Here is a 15,369-nt window from a genome sequence, read left to right as displayed (position 1 = left end):
ATAGTTGGAGCCGTTTCCGGGAAACGGCTCCAAGGGCCTTAGGCCGGCCTGACCAGGATGTGTTTTTTCCTGCCCAATGAAAGCTTTATGACGTTTTCCGGACTCAAATCCTGAAGCGTCACCAGTCGGCGGTCGTCGCTGACCGGCTGGTCGTTCAGGCGCACGGCGCCGCCCTGGATGTGCCGCCGTGCCTCGCCATTGGATGATGCCAGCCCGGCGCTGACCAATAGCGACAGGATGCCGACACCGGCTTCGAGCGCGGCCTTGTCCGCCTCGACGGCCGGCAAAGTGTCGGCGAGAGCGCCTTCCTCGAAAGTCTTTCGCGCCGTCTCGCTGGCCTGTTCGGCGGCCGCGCGGCCATGCAGATGGGCGGTAATCTCGGTCGCGAGGATCTTCTTTGCCTCGTTGATCTCGGAGCCGCCCAGCCGCTCGAGCCGTGCGACCTCGTCCAGCGGCAATGTGGTGTAGAGTTTCAGGAACCGGGCAACGTCGGCATCCTCGGTGTTGCGCCAGTACTGCCAGAACTCGTAAGGGCTCAGCATCTGCGGATCGAGCCAGACCGCCCCCGACGCCGACTTGCCCATCTTGGCGCCGGACGAGGTGGTGAGCAGCGGCGTGGTCAGCGCATAGAGTTGCGCATCTTCCATACGGCGGCCGAGATCGATGCCGTTGATGATGTTGCCCCATTGGTCGGAGCCGCCCATCTGCAGGCGGCAGCCGAGGCGCTTGTAGAGTTCGACGAAATCATAGGCCTGCAGGATCATGTAGTTGAATTCGAGGAACGAAAGCGATTGCTCGCGATCGAGCCGCAACTTGACGGAATCGAACGCAAGCATGCGGTTGACGGAAAAGTGCCGGCCGACATCACGCAGGAAATTGACGTAGTTGATCTCCATCAGCCAGTCGGCATTGTTGACCATGACCGCGTCGTTCGGACCACTGCCGAATTTGAGGTAGGGCATGAAGTTGCGGCGGATGCCGGCAAGATTGCCGTCGATGTCTTGCGGCGTGAGCAGCTTGCGCGCCTCGTCCTTGAAGGAGGGGTCGCCGATCATCGAGGTGCCGCCGCCCATCAGCGCGATCGGCCGATGGCCGGTCTGCTGCAGCCAGTGCAGCATCATGATCTGGATCAGCGAGCCGGCATGCAGGCTCCTGGCGGTGGCGTCGAAGCCGATATAGGCCGTCACCGTCTCCTTGGCGAAGAGTTGATCGAGACCGGCATCATCCGAGGTCTGGTGGATGAAACCGCGCTCGCTCATCGTGCGCAGGAAATCGGATTTGAAGGCAGGCATGGTTTTTTCCCGAAAGCGTGTGCCCGTCCAGCGCGAGCAATGTGAACGCGCGCGTTTAGCACCCAAGGGCGATCAGCAAAAGTGGAATCCGGTTTTGCGCCTGATCGCGCGCCAACAAGGAGTCCGCGATCAGCAAAAGTGGAATCCGGTTTGCGCCCGATCGCGCGCCAAAGAGGAGTCTACGATCAGCAAAAGTGGAATCCGGTTTTGCGGCCGGCGCGGATGGCATTTGCGAATCCTTGCCTCATCCATGCCGCTGGCGTAATGAGGCGCCGCGCAAGGGCAGCGCCCGCACGCCGCGACGGGGTCGTCCCGCAGATCAGATCCGGAAAGCTCCCGCGATGAACAGAAACTACCTCTTCCTCTTTCTGTTCAGCTTGGTCATGAGTTTCAGCGGCTTGGCGAGCCTTCCGCCGATCGACCGCGACGAGTCCCGCTTTGTCCAGGCGACCAAGCAGATGGTCGAAACCGGCGACTATATCGACATCCGCTTCCAGGATGTCTCGCGCTACAAGAAGCCGATCGGCATCTACTGGCTGCAATCGGCTGCCGTCGCATTGAGCGGCGAGGGCGCGGCCGCACCGATCTGGGTGTACCGCCTTGTCTCGATGCTCGGAATCGCGCTCGCTGTCCTGGGCATCGGCTGGACGGGCACAAAATTGTTCGGCGCCAATGCCGGCCTTGCCGCCGGCCTGATGATGGCGGCGATCTTCGCAACCGCCTTCGAGGGACGCGACGCCAAAACCGACGCCATGCTTCTGGCCTGCTGCGTGGCCGCGCAGGGCGCGCTGGCGCAAGTCTACCTGGCGTCGCGCCGCAACGAGCCGGTGGCCGGCCATCTGCCGTGGATATTCTGGTTCGCGCAAGGCGTCGGGATCCTCATCAAGGGACCCGTGGCCCCGCTTCTGTCGCTGCTGACGGCGGCCGCGCTGTTTGCTTTCGAACGCGACTGGCGCTGGCTTTTGAAGCTGAAGCTCGTGCGCGGCGTCGCGCTCGTTTTGCTCATCGTGCTGCCCTGGGTCGCTTTTATCGGCTGGAAGAGCGGCGGCGCCTTTTTTCAGGAAGCCGTCGGCAAGGATATGCTGAACAAGGTCGCGTCCGGAGAGGAATCGCACGGCCTGCCGCCCGGCTTCTACATGCTGACCTATTCGCTGTTCATGTGGCCGTTCGGCCTGATCGCGGTCGGCGCCGGCCTGCAGGCCCTCAATCGTGTGCGCGACGATTTCAGGCTGCGCTTGTGCCTGGCATGGTACATTCCGTTCTGGCTGGTGTTCGAACTCATCCCGACCAAACTGCCGCATTACGTCCTGCCGGCCTATCCCGGCATGGCGCTGCTGATCGGCTGGCTGCTGACGTTGTCGCCGCAGGAGGCCAATGCGCCGCTCAAGCGCTGGCAGCAGTGGTTGTGGTGGTCGACCGCGTTCGGCCTGGTGGTGGTCAGCCTCGGGCTGGCGGCGGTCTGTATCGGGGCGCCGATCTACCTTACACACAGTTTCTCGTGGTGGAGCATTCCTGCGGCAGCGTCGGCGCTGGGCGCCGGCTATCTCGCATTCTCCAGGCAGTTGCAGGTGCCGCTGCCTCGCATTGGAGCCACCGCCGCCTGCGCGGGCATCACCTATGCCTTGCTGTTCGGGGTCATCGCGCCGTCGCTGAAGCCGATGTGGCTGAGCCCGACGATCAGGCAAGCCGTGCTTGCCAACCAGGCATGCGACACAACGGTGCTGGCCTCGGCGCGGTATCAGGAGCCGAGCCTGGTGTTTCTGGTCGGCACGAAAACGGTGCTGACCGATGTCGGAGGCGTGGCGGAGCACCTGCTCGCCGATCCTGCCTGTGCCTTGGGGCTGGCCCCGATCGGGGATGAGCAGAAGCTGAATGGCATGCTGTCGGCCCGAGGCAAATCGGTGAGCCGCGTCGCTGAAATCGATGGCCTCAACTATTCGTCGGGAGACAAACTGTCGCTCGGCCTTTATCGTGTGGCCCAATGACGGCTGGGTCGATGACAGAGTCCAGTTTCCAATGCTCGTGAAATCACGCCCGCCAGTTACCAGCTCCCCCCTCGGGATAGGACGCCGGTCCCTCGGCAATTTTCGCGACACCCTGCGGATCGCCAGGCGGCGCCTCGCCGTTCGGCCCGCTCGCTATCCCAACATCTCATGGTGGGCTTGGGGACTGGTCTGGGTCTTTCTGACGGCAGCCGCCTTTGTTCGTCTCGATACGCCGGCGGGGGTAGCTCATGGCCAATGGTCGGCGGGTGCTGCCAGGCTTGCCGAATTCTTCACGCAGTTCGGACTGGGCGGCTGGTATCTCATCCCGTCCGCGCTTCTGCTTGTCGCGGCCAATCTGACAGATTGGCGAAGCCTTTCACGGCGCGCGCTGATGCTGGTCTACAGTTGGACTTGTCTGGCTTTTCTGGTACTGAGCGCCGTTGGCCTGTCGGGCCTGACCGTCAATGTCTTGAAATACGCCATTGGCAGGGCGCGCCCGCTCTACTTCCAGGATTTTGGCGTCCTTGCACTGCACCCCTTTGCCTTCGATGCGCGCTTTGCCGGCTTTCCGTCCGGCCACGCCACGACGATGGGCGCCGTGTTCGGTATCCTGCTGCTTTTGTTTCCGCGGCGTTGGTATATCGCCCTTGTGGTGACGGGCTGCATCGCCTCGACCAGGGTCTTCGTCGGCGCGCACTATCCAAGCGACACCGTCGCCGGCTTCGGCCTTGGCTGTGCCTTCGCGCTGGCGTGCGGACTGGTCTTTGCCAGGCTCGGTTTCATCTTCCGGTCGGCAGCTTCAGGATTGCCGGTCCGCAAATCATCGTTCCGGCTTATCGCCCCGGAAAAATAAGCTGCCGGACCGTACCGCAGCATATGGCGAGGCGGACATTGCCCGCCCGCTCATAGCCCCGCGAACACGTCTGGCCTGATGTCTTAACGCAGCCGCTTCGGCCTCGGATCGGACAATTCTCCCGCCAGCCGTCGATCGAGATAATCGGAGCATTCCTCGATCAAGAGATCGGCGTCGTTGGCGAAAAAGTGGTTGGCGCCGGGCAGGGTCTTCTGCGTGATGGTGATGCCCTTCTGCGTATGCAGCTTGTCGACCAGGCCTTGCACATCCTTCGGCGGCGCCACCTTGTCGGCGTCGCCATGAATGATCAGGCCCGAAGACGGGCAGGGCGCCAGGAAGGAAAAATCATAGGTGTTGGGCTGCGGTGCGATCGAGATGAAGCCCTCGATCTCGGGCCGGCGCATCAGCAGCTGCATGCCGATCCACGAACCGAAGGAATAGCCGGCGACCCAGCAGCTCTTGGAATCCGGATGCAGCGACTGCACCCAGTCGAGTGCCGCCGCCGCGTCCGACAACTCGCCGGTTCCATGGTCGAACTCGCCCTGGCTGCGGCCGATGCCGCGAAAATTGAAGCGCAGCGTGGTGAAATCACGCTTCTGGAACATGTAGAAGAGGTCGTAGACGATCTTGTTGTTCATCGTGCCGCCGAACTGCGGGTGCGGATGCAACACGATGGCAATTGGCGCGCTCTTTTCCCGCGAGGGCTGGTAGCGTCCCTCCAGGCGGCCGGCCGGACCGGTGAAAATGACCTCAGGCATGAAATACTCCACGTGACATACAAGTGCGCGGTGCCCGGAAAACTGTTCCTCTGGCCCCGCTTCCACAGACCTTGACGCAGGGCGAGCGTCTTCATAGAAGCTAGTTTAGAATTGTTCAAAACTGGGTGACCGAAACGCAATCGCCCGGTCGCCCTCGCCGCAAGCCGCGTAAATAGGACGGCTTGCCTTGGAATTTCAAGGAAATAACGCCATACGTCGGCGGAATGGCTTCTGACGGGAAGAACTGGACAAAAATGGCCGCGAGACGCGCCTATCTCGACTATAATGCCAGTGCGCCGCTGCTTTCAGCGGCGCGCGAGGCCATGGTCGCGGCGTTTGATGCGGCCAACCCTTCTTCGGTCCATGCCGAGGGGCGCGCCGCGCGCAGGCTCGTCGACAATGCCAGGCGCGACGTGGCGGCACTGGTCAACGGCAAGGCCGAACATGTCGTCTTCACTTCGGGTGCGACCGAGGCCGCCTCGGCGCTTCTGACGCCGGACTGGCGGATGGGGCGCGGCGCCATTCGCATGAGCCGGCTCTACGTGTGCGAGGCCGACCATCCGTGCCTGCTGAATGGCGGACGTTTCCCGGCAAGCCAGGTAACGCGGATCGGTGTCGACGCCGATGGCATCGTCAACCTCGACGCCTTGACCGCGGCGCTCGCCGGCCACGACAAGGCCGACGGTCTGCCGCTGGTGGCGATCCATGCCGCCAACAACGAAACCGGCGTCATCCAGCCGATCGATCGCATTGCCGAAATCGTCAAGGCGGAGGGCGGCATTCTTGTCGTCGATGCCGTGCAGGCCGCTGGCCGCGTCTCGATCGACATGGCGGCTGGATACGCCGACTATGCAATTCTATCCTCACACAAGATCGGCGGCCCCCAGGGCGCCGGTGCCATCGTCGCCGCGGCCGACCTGATGATGCCGACGCCGCTGATCAATGGCGGCGGCCAGGAAAAAGGCCACCGTGGCGGCACCGAGAACCTGCCTGGCATTGCCGGGTTTGGCGCCGCTGCACGAGAAGCCCTGGCCGGACTGAAGGCCGTCGGTGCCGTGCGGCAGCGTCGCGATGAGGCCGAAGCCATCCTGAAGACGCTGGTGCCGGACGTGGAAATCTTCGGAACGGGCGCGCCAAGGCTTGCCAACACGACATTCTTCGCTATTCCCGGCGTGAAAGCCGAAACCGCCCAGATCGCCTTCGATCTGGCAGGCGTGGCGCTTTCCGCCGGATCCGCCTGCTCGTCGGGCAAGGTCGGGCCGAGCCATGTGCTGAAAGCCATGGGGCACGGCGACAGCCTTGGCGCCCTGCGCGTCTCGGTCGGTGCCGCGACCGCCGCCGAGGACATCGAACTGTTCCGCACCGCGCTGGCAAGCATTGCCGCGCGTCGGGCGAGTAGAGAGAAGGCCGCCTAGCGGTTGGAGCATCGGACCGGAGAATCCGATGCTTGAGAAAAACGGATTTGGGCCTTTCGGCCTGGTAGAGCCGTGCGTTTCATGCTGGCCGGGTGAATTTCCGGTGGAGGCGCACTATATTGAACTTACGCTGCCGCGGATGCTGCTCGGGCGTCCATTTGGCGGTGCCATAGTTTGAAAACTGTCGGGCCTTGACCCCGGCGTGGATGGAGAACGCTTATGCCTGCTGTGCAGGACACGATCGATCGGGTCCGAAAGATCGACGTCGACCAATACAAATACGGATTCCAGACCGAGATCGCCGTCGACAAGGCTCCCAAGGGCCTGAGCGAAGACATTATCCGTTTCATCTCGGCCAAGAAGGACGAACCGTCCTGGATGCTGGAATGGCGCCTCGAAGCCTATCGGCGCTGGCTGACGCTGGAAGAGCCGACCTGGGCGCGCGTCAACTACCCCAAGATCGACTTCCAGGACATCTACTATTACGCGGCGCCCAAGAGCACGCCCGGACCGACTTCGCTCAGCGACGTCGATCCTGAGATCTTGAAAGTCTACGAGAAACTCGGCATTCCGTTGAAGGAGCAGGAGATCCTCGCAGGCGTCCAGAAGACCGACGCCTCGGAGTTCCAGGAAGCCAGCGACAACGTCTACAAGTCGGGCCGCGTCGCCGTCGACGCCGTGTTCGATTCTGTGTCCGTCGTTACCACCTTCAAAAAGGAACTGGCGCAGGCCGGAGTCATCTTCTGCTCGATCTCCGAAGCCATCCGCGAGCATCCCGAACTGGTGCAGAAATATCTCGGTTCGGTCGTGCCGACCTCCGACAATTACTACGCCACACTGAATTCGGCCGTATTCACGGACGGGTCCTTCGTCTTCGTGCCGAAGGGGGTGCGCTGCCCGATGGAGCTGTCGACCTATTTCCGCATGAACGAGAAGAACACCGGACAGTTCGAGCGCACGCTGATCATCGCCGAGGAGGGGGCCTACGTCTCCTATCTCGAGGGCTGCACGGCGCCGCAACGCGACGAGAACCAGCTTCATGCGGCGGTGGTCGAACTGGTCGCGCTCGACGATGCCGAGATCAAATATTCGACGGTACAGAACTGGTACCCCGGCGACGCCGAGGGCAAGGGCGGCATCTACAATTTCGTGACCAAGCGCGGCGACTGCCGTGGCGACCGTTCGAAGATTTCGTGGACCCAGGTCGAGACCGGCTCGGCAATCACCTGGAAATATCCAAGCTGCATCCTGCGCGGCGACGATTCCTCTGGCGAGTTTTATTCGATCGCCGTCTCGAACGGCTATCAGCAGGTCGACAGCGGCACCAAGATGATCCATCTCGGCAAGAACACGTCGAGCCGCATCATCTCCAAGGGCATCGCCGCCGGATTCTCGCAGAACACCTATCGCGGCCAGGTCTCGGCGCACCGCAAGGCGACCAATGCCCGCAATTTCACCAACTGCGACAGCCTGCTGATCGGCGACCAGTGCGGCGCCCACACCGTGCCCTACATGGAAGCCAAGAACTCGACGGCGCAGTTCGAGCATGAGGCGACCACGTCGAAGATTTCCGAGGACCAGAAATTCTACGTCATGCAGCGCGGCATCCCCGAGGAGGAAGCCATCGCGCTGATCGTCAACGGCTTCGTCAAGGACGTCATCCAGCAACTGCCGATGGAGTTCGCCGTCGAGGCGCAGAAGCTGATCGGCATCTCGTTGGAAGGCTCGGTGGGCTGACCAGCCCAGATAAATATTCAGGAAACAAAGAATGCTTGAGATCAAGAACCTGCATGCCCGCATCGTCGATGACGGCACCGAGATCATCCGCGGCCTGAACCTGACGGTGAAAGCCGGCGAGGTCGCCGCGATCATGGGCCCGAACGGCTCGGGCAAGTCGACCCTGTCCTACATCCTTGCCGGCCGCGAGGACTATGAGGTGACCGAGGGCGACATCCTCTACAACGGCCAGTCGATCCTCGAAATGGATCCGGCCGAGCGCGCTACGTCAGGAATTTTCCTCGCTTTCCAGTATCCGATGGAGATACCGGGCGTCGCGACCATGGAATTTCTCAAGGTGGCCATGAACGAGCAGCGCAAGGCGCGTGGTGAAGAGCCGCTGAAAATCCCGGAATTCCTCAAGCGCGTGAAGGAAGCCGCCGCCTCGCTCAGCATGGACATGGCGATGCTGAAGCGGCCGCTCAATGTCGGTTTTTCCGGCGGCGAGAAGAAGCGTGCCGAGATCCTGCAGATGAAGCTTCTGGAGCCGAAACTCTGCGTGCTCGACGAGACCGATTCCGGCCTCGACATCGATGCGCTGAAGATCGTCTCCGACGGCGTCAACGCACTGCGGGCGCCGGACCGGGCATTCCTGGTCATCACCCACTATCAGCGCCTGCTCGAGCACATCGTGCCCGACAGCGTGCACGTGCTCTACAAGGGCCAGGTCATCAAGTCGGGCGACAAGTCCCTGGCGCTCGACCTTGAAGCCAATGGCTATGCCGGCGTGATCGGCGAAGCCGCGTGAGATGCCAGGTCATTTTGTGCCAAAAGACGGGGCAAAGCTGATGAATATGCACACACAACCGCAGCGCACACCGGCCGAGACCGCGTTGATCGACGCGTTCGGCGACCGGCTGTCGCTGTTGCCGGGCGACGGCGCGGTGATGCTGAAGCGCGACGATGCCATCGAAGCGATCAAGCACGGCTTGCCGACGCGACGCATCGAATCCTGGCATTATACCGACCTGCGCCGCCTTTTGAACGCGGTGCCGGAGTTCGACCCGGCCGCCGCGGCGAAAGCCATCGCGCCAATCGTCGACGGTTCGACGGTTCTGAGCCTGTTGAACGGCGTATCGAGTGCCAAGGCGCCGGTTGTCGAGGGCGTCAGCGTCCAGCGCCTGTCGGAAAAACTGACCGACGGCAGCATCGCGCCGGGGCTCGATCCCTATGGCAATGACGATGCCATCGGTGCGCTGAACACGGCTTTCGTTGCCGACGGCTACTTTGTCGACATCGCCGATGGCGCCGAACTGGAAAAGCCGATCGAGCTGCAGAATTTGCAGGCCGGCGGCCAGACCCATGTGCGCTTGGCCGTTCGCGTCGGCACCGGCGCCAAGGCGGTCATCGTCGAGCGTCAGGCGGGCGAGGGCGCGGCGCTGACCAGTTCGGTCAGCCAACTCGTGCTCGGCGAAGGTGCTGAGGTAACGTGGCTGATCGTGCAGGAGCAGCCGGAGACGGCGACCCATCTGGCACAGTTAAAGGCCCATATCGGCAAGAACGCGAAACTGACGCTGTTCGTCATGAACGCCGGCGGCAAGCTTGTGCGCCAGGAGATCATGGTCAGGACGACAGGTGAGGGCGCCGACTTCCAATTGCGCGGCATCAACCTGCTCGCCGGCGACACCCACACCGACGTGACCATGGTGCTCGACCACGCCGTGCCGCACACGACCTCGACGGAGATCGTCCGCAACGTGGTGACGGGCAAGGCACGTGGCGTGTTCCAGGGCCGCATCAACGTCCATCAATATGCGCAGAAGACCAACGCCAAGATGGCGTGCAACACGCTGTTGCTATCGGATGACGGCGAGTTCTCGACCAAGCCCGAGCTCGAAATCTTCGCCGACGATGTCGTCTGCGGCCACGGCGCGACGGTTACCGAGATCGACCACGACCATCTGTTCTACCTGATGGCGCGCGGTGTCGACGAAAAGAGCGCGCGCGGTCTGCTGGTCAAAGCCTTCGTCGCCGAGGTGATCGAGGAACTGGACGACGAGACGATTGTCGAGGCGCTGGAAGCGAAGCTCGACGAGTGGTTTGTGACGCACGGATGAAGCTGATGAACGCACCGGGCAAGATTGGAGATTTCTACGACGTCGAGGCGATCCGCCGCGATTTCCCGATCCTGTCGCGCGAAGTCTATGGCAACCCGCTGGTCTATTTCGACAATGGCGCCTCGGCGCAGAAGCCGCGGGTGGTGCTGGACACGATCCAGCACGCCTACAGCCAGGAATACGCCAACGTCCATCGTGGCCTGCATTTCCTTTCCAATGCCGCCACCGACGCTTACGAAAAGGCGCGGGAAACGGTGCGCCGTTTCCTCAACGCGCCAAGCACCGACAACATCGTCTTCACCTCCAACACCACCTCGGCGATCAACACCGTCGCCTATGGCTATGGCATGCCCAATATCGGCGAGGGCGACGAGATCGTGCTGTCGATCATGGAGCACCACTCCAACATCGTGCCCTGGCACTTCATCCGCGAGCGGCAGGGCGCCAAGCTGGTCTGGGTGCCGGTCGACGATCTCGGCGTCTTCCACATCGAGGAATTCGAAAAGCGGCTGACCGATCGCACTAAACTCGTGGCCATCACGCAAATGTCGAACGCGCTGGGCACGGTGACACCGATCAAGGAGATCGTGCGCATCGCGCATTCGCGTGGAATTCCCGTGCTCGTCGACGGCAGCCAGAGCGCGGTGCACATGCCGATCGACGTGCAGGATCTCGACTGCGATTTCTTCGTCTTCACCGGCCACAAGGTCTATGGTCCCTCGGGCATCGGTGTCCTCTACGGCAAGAAGGATAGTCTCGCCGGCATGCGGCCTTTCATGGGCGGCGGCGAGATGATCGAGGAGGTGACGGAAGACATCGTCACCTACAACGAGCCGCCGCATCGCTTCGAGGCCGGCACGCCGCCGATCGTCCAGGCGATCGGACTGGGCGCCGCGCTCGACTATATGGACTCTGTCGGTCGTGAGCGCATCGCCGCGCATGAGGAAGACTTGAAGACCTACGCCCACGAGCGCCTGCGCGCCATCAACTCGCTGCGCATCTTCGGCGATGCGCCCGGCAAGGGCGCCATCATCTCCTTCGAGCTGCAAGGCATTCATGCCCATGACGTGTCGATGGTGATAGACAGGCAAGGCGTGGCGGTCCGTGCCGGCACTCATTGCGCCCAGCCGCTGTTGAAACGTTTCGGCGTAACCTCCACATGCAGGGCATCGTTCGGCATGTATAATACCAGGGCAGAAGTCGACGCTTTGGCCGAGGCGCTTGAAAAAGCGCGCAAATTCTTCGGATGACGATTTTTTTCGGGTGACGACCATGGATGATGTGAGCACCACCACCGAAGCTACGCCGGAAAACTCCGGCAACAGCGTCGTTTCCGCCTCGGCCATCCCCGCCGATGAACTGGCGCGGCTGACCGACGATATCGTCTTGGCGCTGAAGACGGTCTACGATCCGGAAATCCCGGCCGATATCTACGAGCTTGGCCTCGTCTACAAGATCGACGTCGAGGACGACCGCTCGGTCAAGATCGACATGACGCTGACCGCGCCTGGCTGCCCGGTGGCCGGCGAAATGCCCGGCTGGGTGGAAAATGCCGTCGGCGCCGTCGAGGGCGTCTCCGGCGTCGAAGTCAACATGACTTTCGACCCACCCTGGACGCCCGACCGCATGTCGGAAGAGGCGCAGGTGGCGGTGGGCTGGTACTAGCGCCGCACCTGGCACACTTGCGCCGGTGGTAAAACTTCACCATTTTAGGTGAGGAATCATTCGGCAGGCCTTGAACCTGCATGGAATGGAGAAGGAAAAACATGGGACGCTTTGCCGTCATCACGATGACCGAAAAGGCCGCTGACCGGGTGCGCGAGATCGTCGCCACGCGCGAAAACGCGCATGGCATCCGCCTTGGCATTAAGAAGGGCGGCTGCGCCGGCATGGAATACACGGTCGATCTGGTGACCGAGCCCAACACCAAGGACGACCATATCGAGCGCGATGGCGCCCATGTCTATGTCGCGCCGGAAGCCGCCCTGTTCCTGTTCGGCACCGAGATGGATTTCGAGCAGACGACGCTGCGCACCGGTTTCACCTTCCACAACCCGAACCAGAGTTCGGCCTGCGGCTGCGGCGAATCCGTCGAACTGAAGCCGGCCGATCTCAAGGCGCTGGCCGAGGCGCGCGCCACGGCCTGATCTTCCTTCGCCCCGTTTACGGGGCGAAGAAAGCTAATCCACCCACATCCCCGTCCGCTTATGCCAATCGGCGATCGATTCCTCGGGATAGACGTCGAATGTCTTGTCGCCCTTGCCGATCTCAGGCTCGACCCAGTTGGCCTTGTATTTCAGCATCAGATGCACTTTTTCAGGCGGCGTTGGCAGATCGCTGTCGATCGCCGAGGCGAAGGGATGCACCAGGTCCGGCCAGGTTGGGTCGTAGAGCCAGAGCGCCGACCCGCATTTGCGGCAGAAATTGCGCTCCCCGGTCGAGATCTCGCAGTGGGGATGCTCGTCATCCTCGATCTCGGCGCGATAGACGCCGAGATTGCTCTTGCCCCTGATGTTCAGCGTCTCGTAGGCGGCGCCGAGATTGATGGCGAAACCGCCGCCGCCCTGCTGCTTGCGGCAGATCGAGCAGTAGCACAGCATGAACGGCACAGGCGTGTGGCTTTCCACCTCGAAACGCACGGCGTTGCAGCGACAGGACCCCTTGAGCAGCACAGGCATGGCAAAAACTCCGACAGGATAGCCACAACCTGTCAGCATGATTTTGGTTGCGGCGATGACAAGGCCAAATGCCGGTGACATGATCGCGGCATGGACAATGAGCGCATCGCGGAACTGTTCGAGGGCCTCGGTCCGGTCAGCATCCGAAAACTATTCGGCGGCAAAGGCATCTATTTCGATGGCGTCATCGTCGCCATCGTGCTGCGCGGCGAATTGCTGCTGAAAGCCGACGCGCAGAGCGCATCGGAGTTCGAAGCCGCGGGCTGCCGGCAATGGACCTACACCGGCTCTCGCCACGGCAAGCTTGTCGCCATGCCCTATTGGAGCATTCCCGACAGCGCTTTCGACGATCCCGACGAAATGACGGTGTGGGCGCGACGCGCCTACGAAGCTGGGCTGCGGGCGGGGAAGTAGGCTCCCGCCGGCGCGAGGCCACCCCTCATCCGGCCGCTTCGCGGCCGCCTTCTCCCCGGCGGGGAGAAGAGGTTTGCGTTGAGGCCGCAAGTTCCTCTCCCCTCGGGGAGAGGTCGGATTGCCCCGAATTGCTCTTTGCAATTCGGTCTTGGTAATCCGGGTGAGGGGGACTTTCTTGGCAGTCCCTACAGCGCCTTGGCGATCTCAGCCGCCAGCCTTGCATTGTTCTCGACCAGCGCGATGTTGGTCTTCAGGCTGCGGCCGCCGGTGAGTTCGAGGATTTTTCCCAGCAGGAACGGCGTCACGGCCTTGCCGGTGACGTTGAGGGCTTCGGCCGCCTTTTGGGCGGCTTCGATGTAGCCCGCCATTTCTTCAGCGGGGATTTCGTGGGATTCCGGCACGGGATTGGCAATCAGCATGCCGCCGCCCAAGCCCAGAGCCAGGCGTGTCCGGTAGAAATGCGCGATATCTTCCGGTCCGTGCAAGGTCAATGGCGCCCGGAACGGTGACTGCCGCGACCAGAAGGCCGGCATCGTCTCGCAGCCATGGCCGACCACGGGCACGCCGCGCGTCTCCAGCACTTCCAGCGTCTTTTCGATATCGAGGATCGCCTTGGCGCCGGCCGAGACGACGATCACCGGTGTACGCGCCAATTCATCGAGGTCGGCCGAGATGTCGAAGCTCTTTTCCGCCCCCTTGTGCACGCCGCCAATGCCGCCGGTGGCGAACACCTTTATCCCGACCATGTCAGCCGCGATCATGGTGGCGGCGACCGTGGTGCCACCGGTGCGGCCCTGCGCGACGGCGAAGCCGAGATCGGCGCGCGACAGCTTCATGGCGTCACCGGTCATCGCCAGCGATTCGCGTTCGCCGTCCGAAAGCCCGATCTTGATGCGGCCGTTGACCACCGCGATGGTTGCCGGCACGGCGCCGCCGTCAGCGATGATCTTTTCGACGTTGGCCGCCATGGCGCCATTGTCGGGATAGGGCATGCCATGGGTGATGATGGTGCTTTCGAGCGCCACCACCGGGCGCCCGGCGGCCAGGGCCTGCGCCACCGGTGCGTGGACATCGATGAAGGGGCGGGCGGTCTCTGGCGTCATCTCTGATCTCCAATCCGGAGTGCGGCGCATCCATCAGGAAAGCGTAGCTTCACCGCGCGTTATGAACTTGCCGGGTCTCATGCCACTTCCCTGGCATCCGGTACAAGGGCCAGCGCTTCCGCGAAGCTCGCCGCGGTGAATTCGGGCACCGCGTCGGCGCTTTCGATGGCCAGCGTTGCCGCGGCGACGCCCTCGCGCACGGCGTGGCGCAGCGGCTGGCCCCGCAGCAGTGCTGCGACCGTCGCACCTGCCAGCGCGTCGCCGGCGCCGGTGACATCGGCGACTTTTCTGGGGGCAGGCGGCAGGATCGAAAAGGCGCCTGTCTCATCGAAACCCAGCACAGGGCCGCTGCCGGCCGTGACCACGCCGCTGGCAAGGCCGCTGCACCGCAACCCGTCGACCATTTCCCGCTCGGCGGCCGCTGCATTGACACCGGCCAGCAGGACGGCCTCTCGCCGGTTCATGAAGAGCTGGGCCAGCCCGCCGAGAACCGGTATCAGCCGCGTTACCTTCGCCGGCGAAATCGCGATGGCGAAAACCGGTTTACCGGCGGCGAGCGACAGCAGCCGCTCCAGGGCGGCCGACGGCAGATTGGCGTCGCACAGGATGGCATCGGCGGCGGCCACCTCCTGGCGTATCTTGGAACGCCTGATCTGCTTGGGAAAAGCCAGGTCGTACAGTGCCATGTCGGCAAAGCCGACGATCAATTCGCCCTCGCGATCGATCAATGCCGTGTAGCTCGGCGTGGTACGGTCGAGGAACACCGCCGAAAGATCGGCGATGCCTGCCTCGGCGATGGCCCGTGAAACCGTATCGGCCGACGCATCGCCGCCCCGCATCGACACCAGGGAGGCCGACACGCCGCGCCGCACCATGCTGCGCAACGCATTGAAGACGCCCCCGCCGACATCCTCGCGCATCGTGCCGGGATTGGAGGCTGCCGGCACATAGGGACCGTACACCTGGCCACGCCGGTCGATATGGGCGCCGCCCATGGCCAGGATCTTCGGGGATTCCACCATGGTGGCGATATGACCT

General features: G+C 62.8%; 16 protein-coding genes. 11 read left to right on the top strand and 5 right to left on the bottom strand.

Annotated elements, in window-relative coordinates; genetic code table 11:
- Window positions 1-38 precede the first annotated feature (38 nt).
- The gene (tyrS, locus tag FJ943_RS08360; RefSeq protein WP_140720678.1) at window positions 39-1,292 is read right to left on the bottom strand and encodes a tyrosine--tRNA ligase; all 1,254 of its coding nucleotides are present in this window, start codon (window positions 1,290-1,292) and stop codon (window positions 39-41) included.
- 341 nt (window positions 1,293-1,633) lie between these two features.
- On the opposite strand from tyrS, the gene FJ943_RS08355 reads away from it, so the two are divergent.
- On the top strand, window positions 1,634-3,277 hold the full coding sequence (locus FJ943_RS08355; protein WP_140720676.1) for a glycosyltransferase family 39 protein: 1,644 nt from the start codon (window positions 1,634-1,636) through the stop codon (window positions 3,275-3,277).
- Window positions 3,278-3,308: 31 nt separating this feature from the next.
- Complete coding sequence (locus tag FJ943_RS08350; RefSeq protein WP_140720674.1) at window positions 3,309-4,130, top strand: phosphatase PAP2 family protein; 822 nt, start codon at window positions 3,309-3,311, stop codon at window positions 4,128-4,130.
- Window positions 4,131-4,213: 83 nt separating this feature from the next.
- Here the strand turns inward: FJ943_RS08350 and FJ943_RS08345 are convergent, their stop codons facing one another.
- Window positions 4,214-4,888: an alpha/beta hydrolase gene (locus FJ943_RS08345; RefSeq protein WP_015318172.1), complete on the bottom strand. Its 675-nt coding sequence runs from the start codon at window positions 4,886-4,888 to the stop codon at window positions 4,214-4,216.
- A 254-nt stretch (window positions 4,889-5,142) separates the two neighbouring features.
- Between FJ943_RS08345 and FJ943_RS08340 the strand changes: the two genes are divergently transcribed.
- The 8 genes from FJ943_RS08340 to sufA all read left to right on the top strand — a co-directional run bounded on the left by FJ943_RS08340 (window position 5,143) and on the right by sufA (window position 12,283).
- Window positions 5,143-6,303, top strand: a complete 1,161-nt coding sequence (locus tag FJ943_RS08340) for a cysteine desulfurase family protein (protein WP_140662011.1) — start codon at window positions 5,143-5,145, stop codon at window positions 6,301-6,303.
- A 28-nt stretch (window positions 6,304-6,331) separates the two neighbouring features.
- Window positions 6,332-6,481: a hypothetical protein gene (locus tag FJ943_RS29570; protein WP_181171053.1), complete on the top strand. Its 150-nt coding sequence runs from the start codon at window positions 6,332-6,334 to the stop codon at window positions 6,479-6,481.
- 41 nt (window positions 6,482-6,522) lie between these two features.
- Window positions 6,523-8,040 (top strand): Fe-S cluster assembly protein SufB, encoded by a 1,518-nt coding sequence (gene sufB / locus FJ943_RS08335; protein ID WP_140662012.1) that lies wholly within the window; start codon window positions 6,523-6,525, stop codon window positions 8,038-8,040.
- 31 nt (window positions 8,041-8,071) lie between these two features.
- Window positions 8,072-8,827: a Fe-S cluster assembly ATPase SufC gene (sufC, locus tag FJ943_RS08330; RefSeq protein WP_015318168.1), complete on the top strand. Its 756-nt coding sequence runs from the start codon at window positions 8,072-8,074 to the stop codon at window positions 8,825-8,827.
- 40 nt (window positions 8,828-8,867) lie between these two features.
- On the top strand, window positions 8,868-10,136 hold the full coding sequence (gene sufD, locus FJ943_RS08325) for a Fe-S cluster assembly protein SufD (protein ID WP_140720672.1): 1,269 nt from the start codon (window positions 8,868-8,870) through the stop codon (window positions 10,134-10,136).
- A gap of 5 nt (window positions 10,137-10,141) precedes the next feature.
- Complete coding sequence (locus FJ943_RS08320) at window positions 10,142-11,386, top strand: cysteine desulfurase (protein WP_140720670.1); 1,245 nt, start codon at window positions 10,142-10,144, stop codon at window positions 11,384-11,386.
- 22 nt (window positions 11,387-11,408) lie between these two features.
- The gene (locus FJ943_RS08315; protein ID WP_140720668.1) at window positions 11,409-11,801 is read left to right on the top strand and encodes an SUF system Fe-S cluster assembly protein; all 393 of its coding nucleotides are present in this window, start codon (window positions 11,409-11,411) and stop codon (window positions 11,799-11,801) included.
- A 101-nt stretch (window positions 11,802-11,902) separates the two neighbouring features.
- Window positions 11,903-12,283 carry a Fe-S cluster assembly scaffold SufA gene (sufA, locus tag FJ943_RS08310; RefSeq protein ID WP_015318164.1) on the top strand — a complete coding sequence of 127 codons (381 nt, stop codon included), beginning with the start codon at window positions 11,903-11,905 and terminating at the stop codon, window positions 12,281-12,283.
- A gap of 33 nt (window positions 12,284-12,316) precedes the next feature.
- Here sufA and FJ943_RS08305 read toward each other — a convergent pair whose 3' ends face one another.
- Entirely contained in the window at window positions 12,317-12,814 is a 498-nt protein-coding gene (locus tag FJ943_RS08305) for a GFA family protein (RefSeq protein ID WP_140662017.1), read from the bottom strand.
- A 90-nt stretch (window positions 12,815-12,904) separates the two neighbouring features.
- On the opposite strand from FJ943_RS08305, the gene FJ943_RS08300 reads away from it, so the two are divergent.
- Window positions 12,905-13,228: a TfoX/Sxy family protein gene (locus FJ943_RS08300; RefSeq protein ID WP_140662018.1), complete on the top strand. Its 324-nt coding sequence runs from the start codon at window positions 12,905-12,907 to the stop codon at window positions 13,226-13,228.
- 185 nt (window positions 13,229-13,413) lie between these two features.
- Here the strand turns inward: FJ943_RS08300 and FJ943_RS08295 are convergent, their stop codons facing one another.
- A complete protein-coding gene (locus FJ943_RS08295) occupies window positions 13,414-14,331 on the bottom strand; it encodes a pseudouridine-5'-phosphate glycosidase (RefSeq protein ID WP_015318161.1) in 918 nt (305 codons plus the stop codon).
- Window positions 14,332-14,408: 77 nt separating this feature from the next.
- Window positions 14,409-15,353, bottom strand: coding sequence for a carbohydrate kinase family protein (locus tag FJ943_RS08290; RefSeq protein ID WP_140720666.1), 945 nt, complete (start codon window positions 15,351-15,353; stop codon window positions 14,409-14,411).
- Window positions 15,354-15,369 lie beyond the last annotated feature (16 nt).

It is taken from the genome of Mesorhizobium sp. B2-3-10 (assembly GCF_006442275.1).
In the GTDB taxonomy this organism is placed as follows: domain Bacteria; phylum Pseudomonadota; class Alphaproteobacteria; order Rhizobiales; family Rhizobiaceae; genus Mesorhizobium; species Mesorhizobium australicum.
The sequence above is the reverse complement of the archived record's forward strand: the minus strand, read 5'-3'. Positions and strand labels throughout refer to the sequence as shown.

What these genes read in the sequence shown, in the direction of transcription:
- FJ943_RS08315 (WP_140720668.1), top strand. Translation starts at nt 11,409, where the DNA reads ATGGATGATGTGAGCACCACCACCGAAGCTACGCCGGAAAACTCCGGC.
- FJ943_RS08300 (WP_140662018.1), top strand. Translation starts at nt 12,905, where the DNA reads ATGGACAATGAGCGCATCGCGGAACTGTTCGAGGGCCTCGGTCCGGTC.
- FJ943_RS08350 (WP_140720674.1), top strand. Translation starts at nt 3,309, where the DNA reads ATGCTCGTGAAATCACGCCCGCCAGTTACCAGCTCCCCCCTCGGGATA.
- FJ943_RS08320 (WP_140720670.1), top strand. Translation starts at nt 10,142, where the DNA reads ATGAACGCACCGGGCAAGATTGGAGATTTCTACGACGTCGAGGCGATC.
- FJ943_RS29570 (WP_181171053.1), top strand. Translation starts at nt 6,332, where the DNA reads ATGCTTGAGAAAAACGGATTTGGGCCTTTCGGCCTGGTAGAGCCGTGC.
- FJ943_RS08305 (WP_140662017.1), bottom strand. Translation starts at nt 12,814, where the DNA reads ATGCCTGTGCTGCTCAAGGGGTCCTGTCGCTGCAACGCCGTGCGTTTC.
- FJ943_RS08295 (WP_015318161.1), bottom strand. Translation starts at nt 14,331, where the DNA reads ATGACGCCAGAGACCGCCCGCCCCTTCATCGATGTCCACGCACCGGTG.
- FJ943_RS08340 (WP_140662011.1), top strand. Translation starts at nt 5,143, where the DNA reads ATGGCCGCGAGACGCGCCTATCTCGACTATAATGCCAGTGCGCCGCTG.
- sufD (WP_140720672.1), top strand. Translation starts at nt 8,868, where the DNA reads ATGAATATGCACACACAACCGCAGCGCACACCGGCCGAGACCGCGTTG.
- sufB (WP_140662012.1), top strand. Translation starts at nt 6,523, where the DNA reads ATGCCTGCTGTGCAGGACACGATCGATCGGGTCCGAAAGATCGACGTC.
- FJ943_RS08345 (WP_015318172.1), bottom strand. Translation starts at nt 4,888, where the DNA reads ATGCCTGAGGTCATTTTCACCGGTCCGGCCGGCCGCCTGGAGGGACGC.
- sufA (WP_015318164.1), top strand. Translation starts at nt 11,903, where the DNA reads ATGGGACGCTTTGCCGTCATCACGATGACCGAAAAGGCCGCTGACCGG.
- FJ943_RS08290 (WP_140720666.1), bottom strand. Translation starts at nt 15,353, where the DNA reads ATGGTGGAATCCCCGAAGATCCTGGCCATGGGCGGCGCCCATATCGAC.
- sufC (WP_015318168.1), top strand. Translation starts at nt 8,072, where the DNA reads ATGCTTGAGATCAAGAACCTGCATGCCCGCATCGTCGATGACGGCACC.
- tyrS (WP_140720678.1), bottom strand. Translation starts at nt 1,292, where the DNA reads ATGCCTGCCTTCAAATCCGATTTCCTGCGCACGATGAGCGAGCGCGGT.
- FJ943_RS08355 (WP_140720676.1), top strand. Translation starts at nt 1,634, where the DNA reads ATGAACAGAAACTACCTCTTCCTCTTTCTGTTCAGCTTGGTCATGAGT.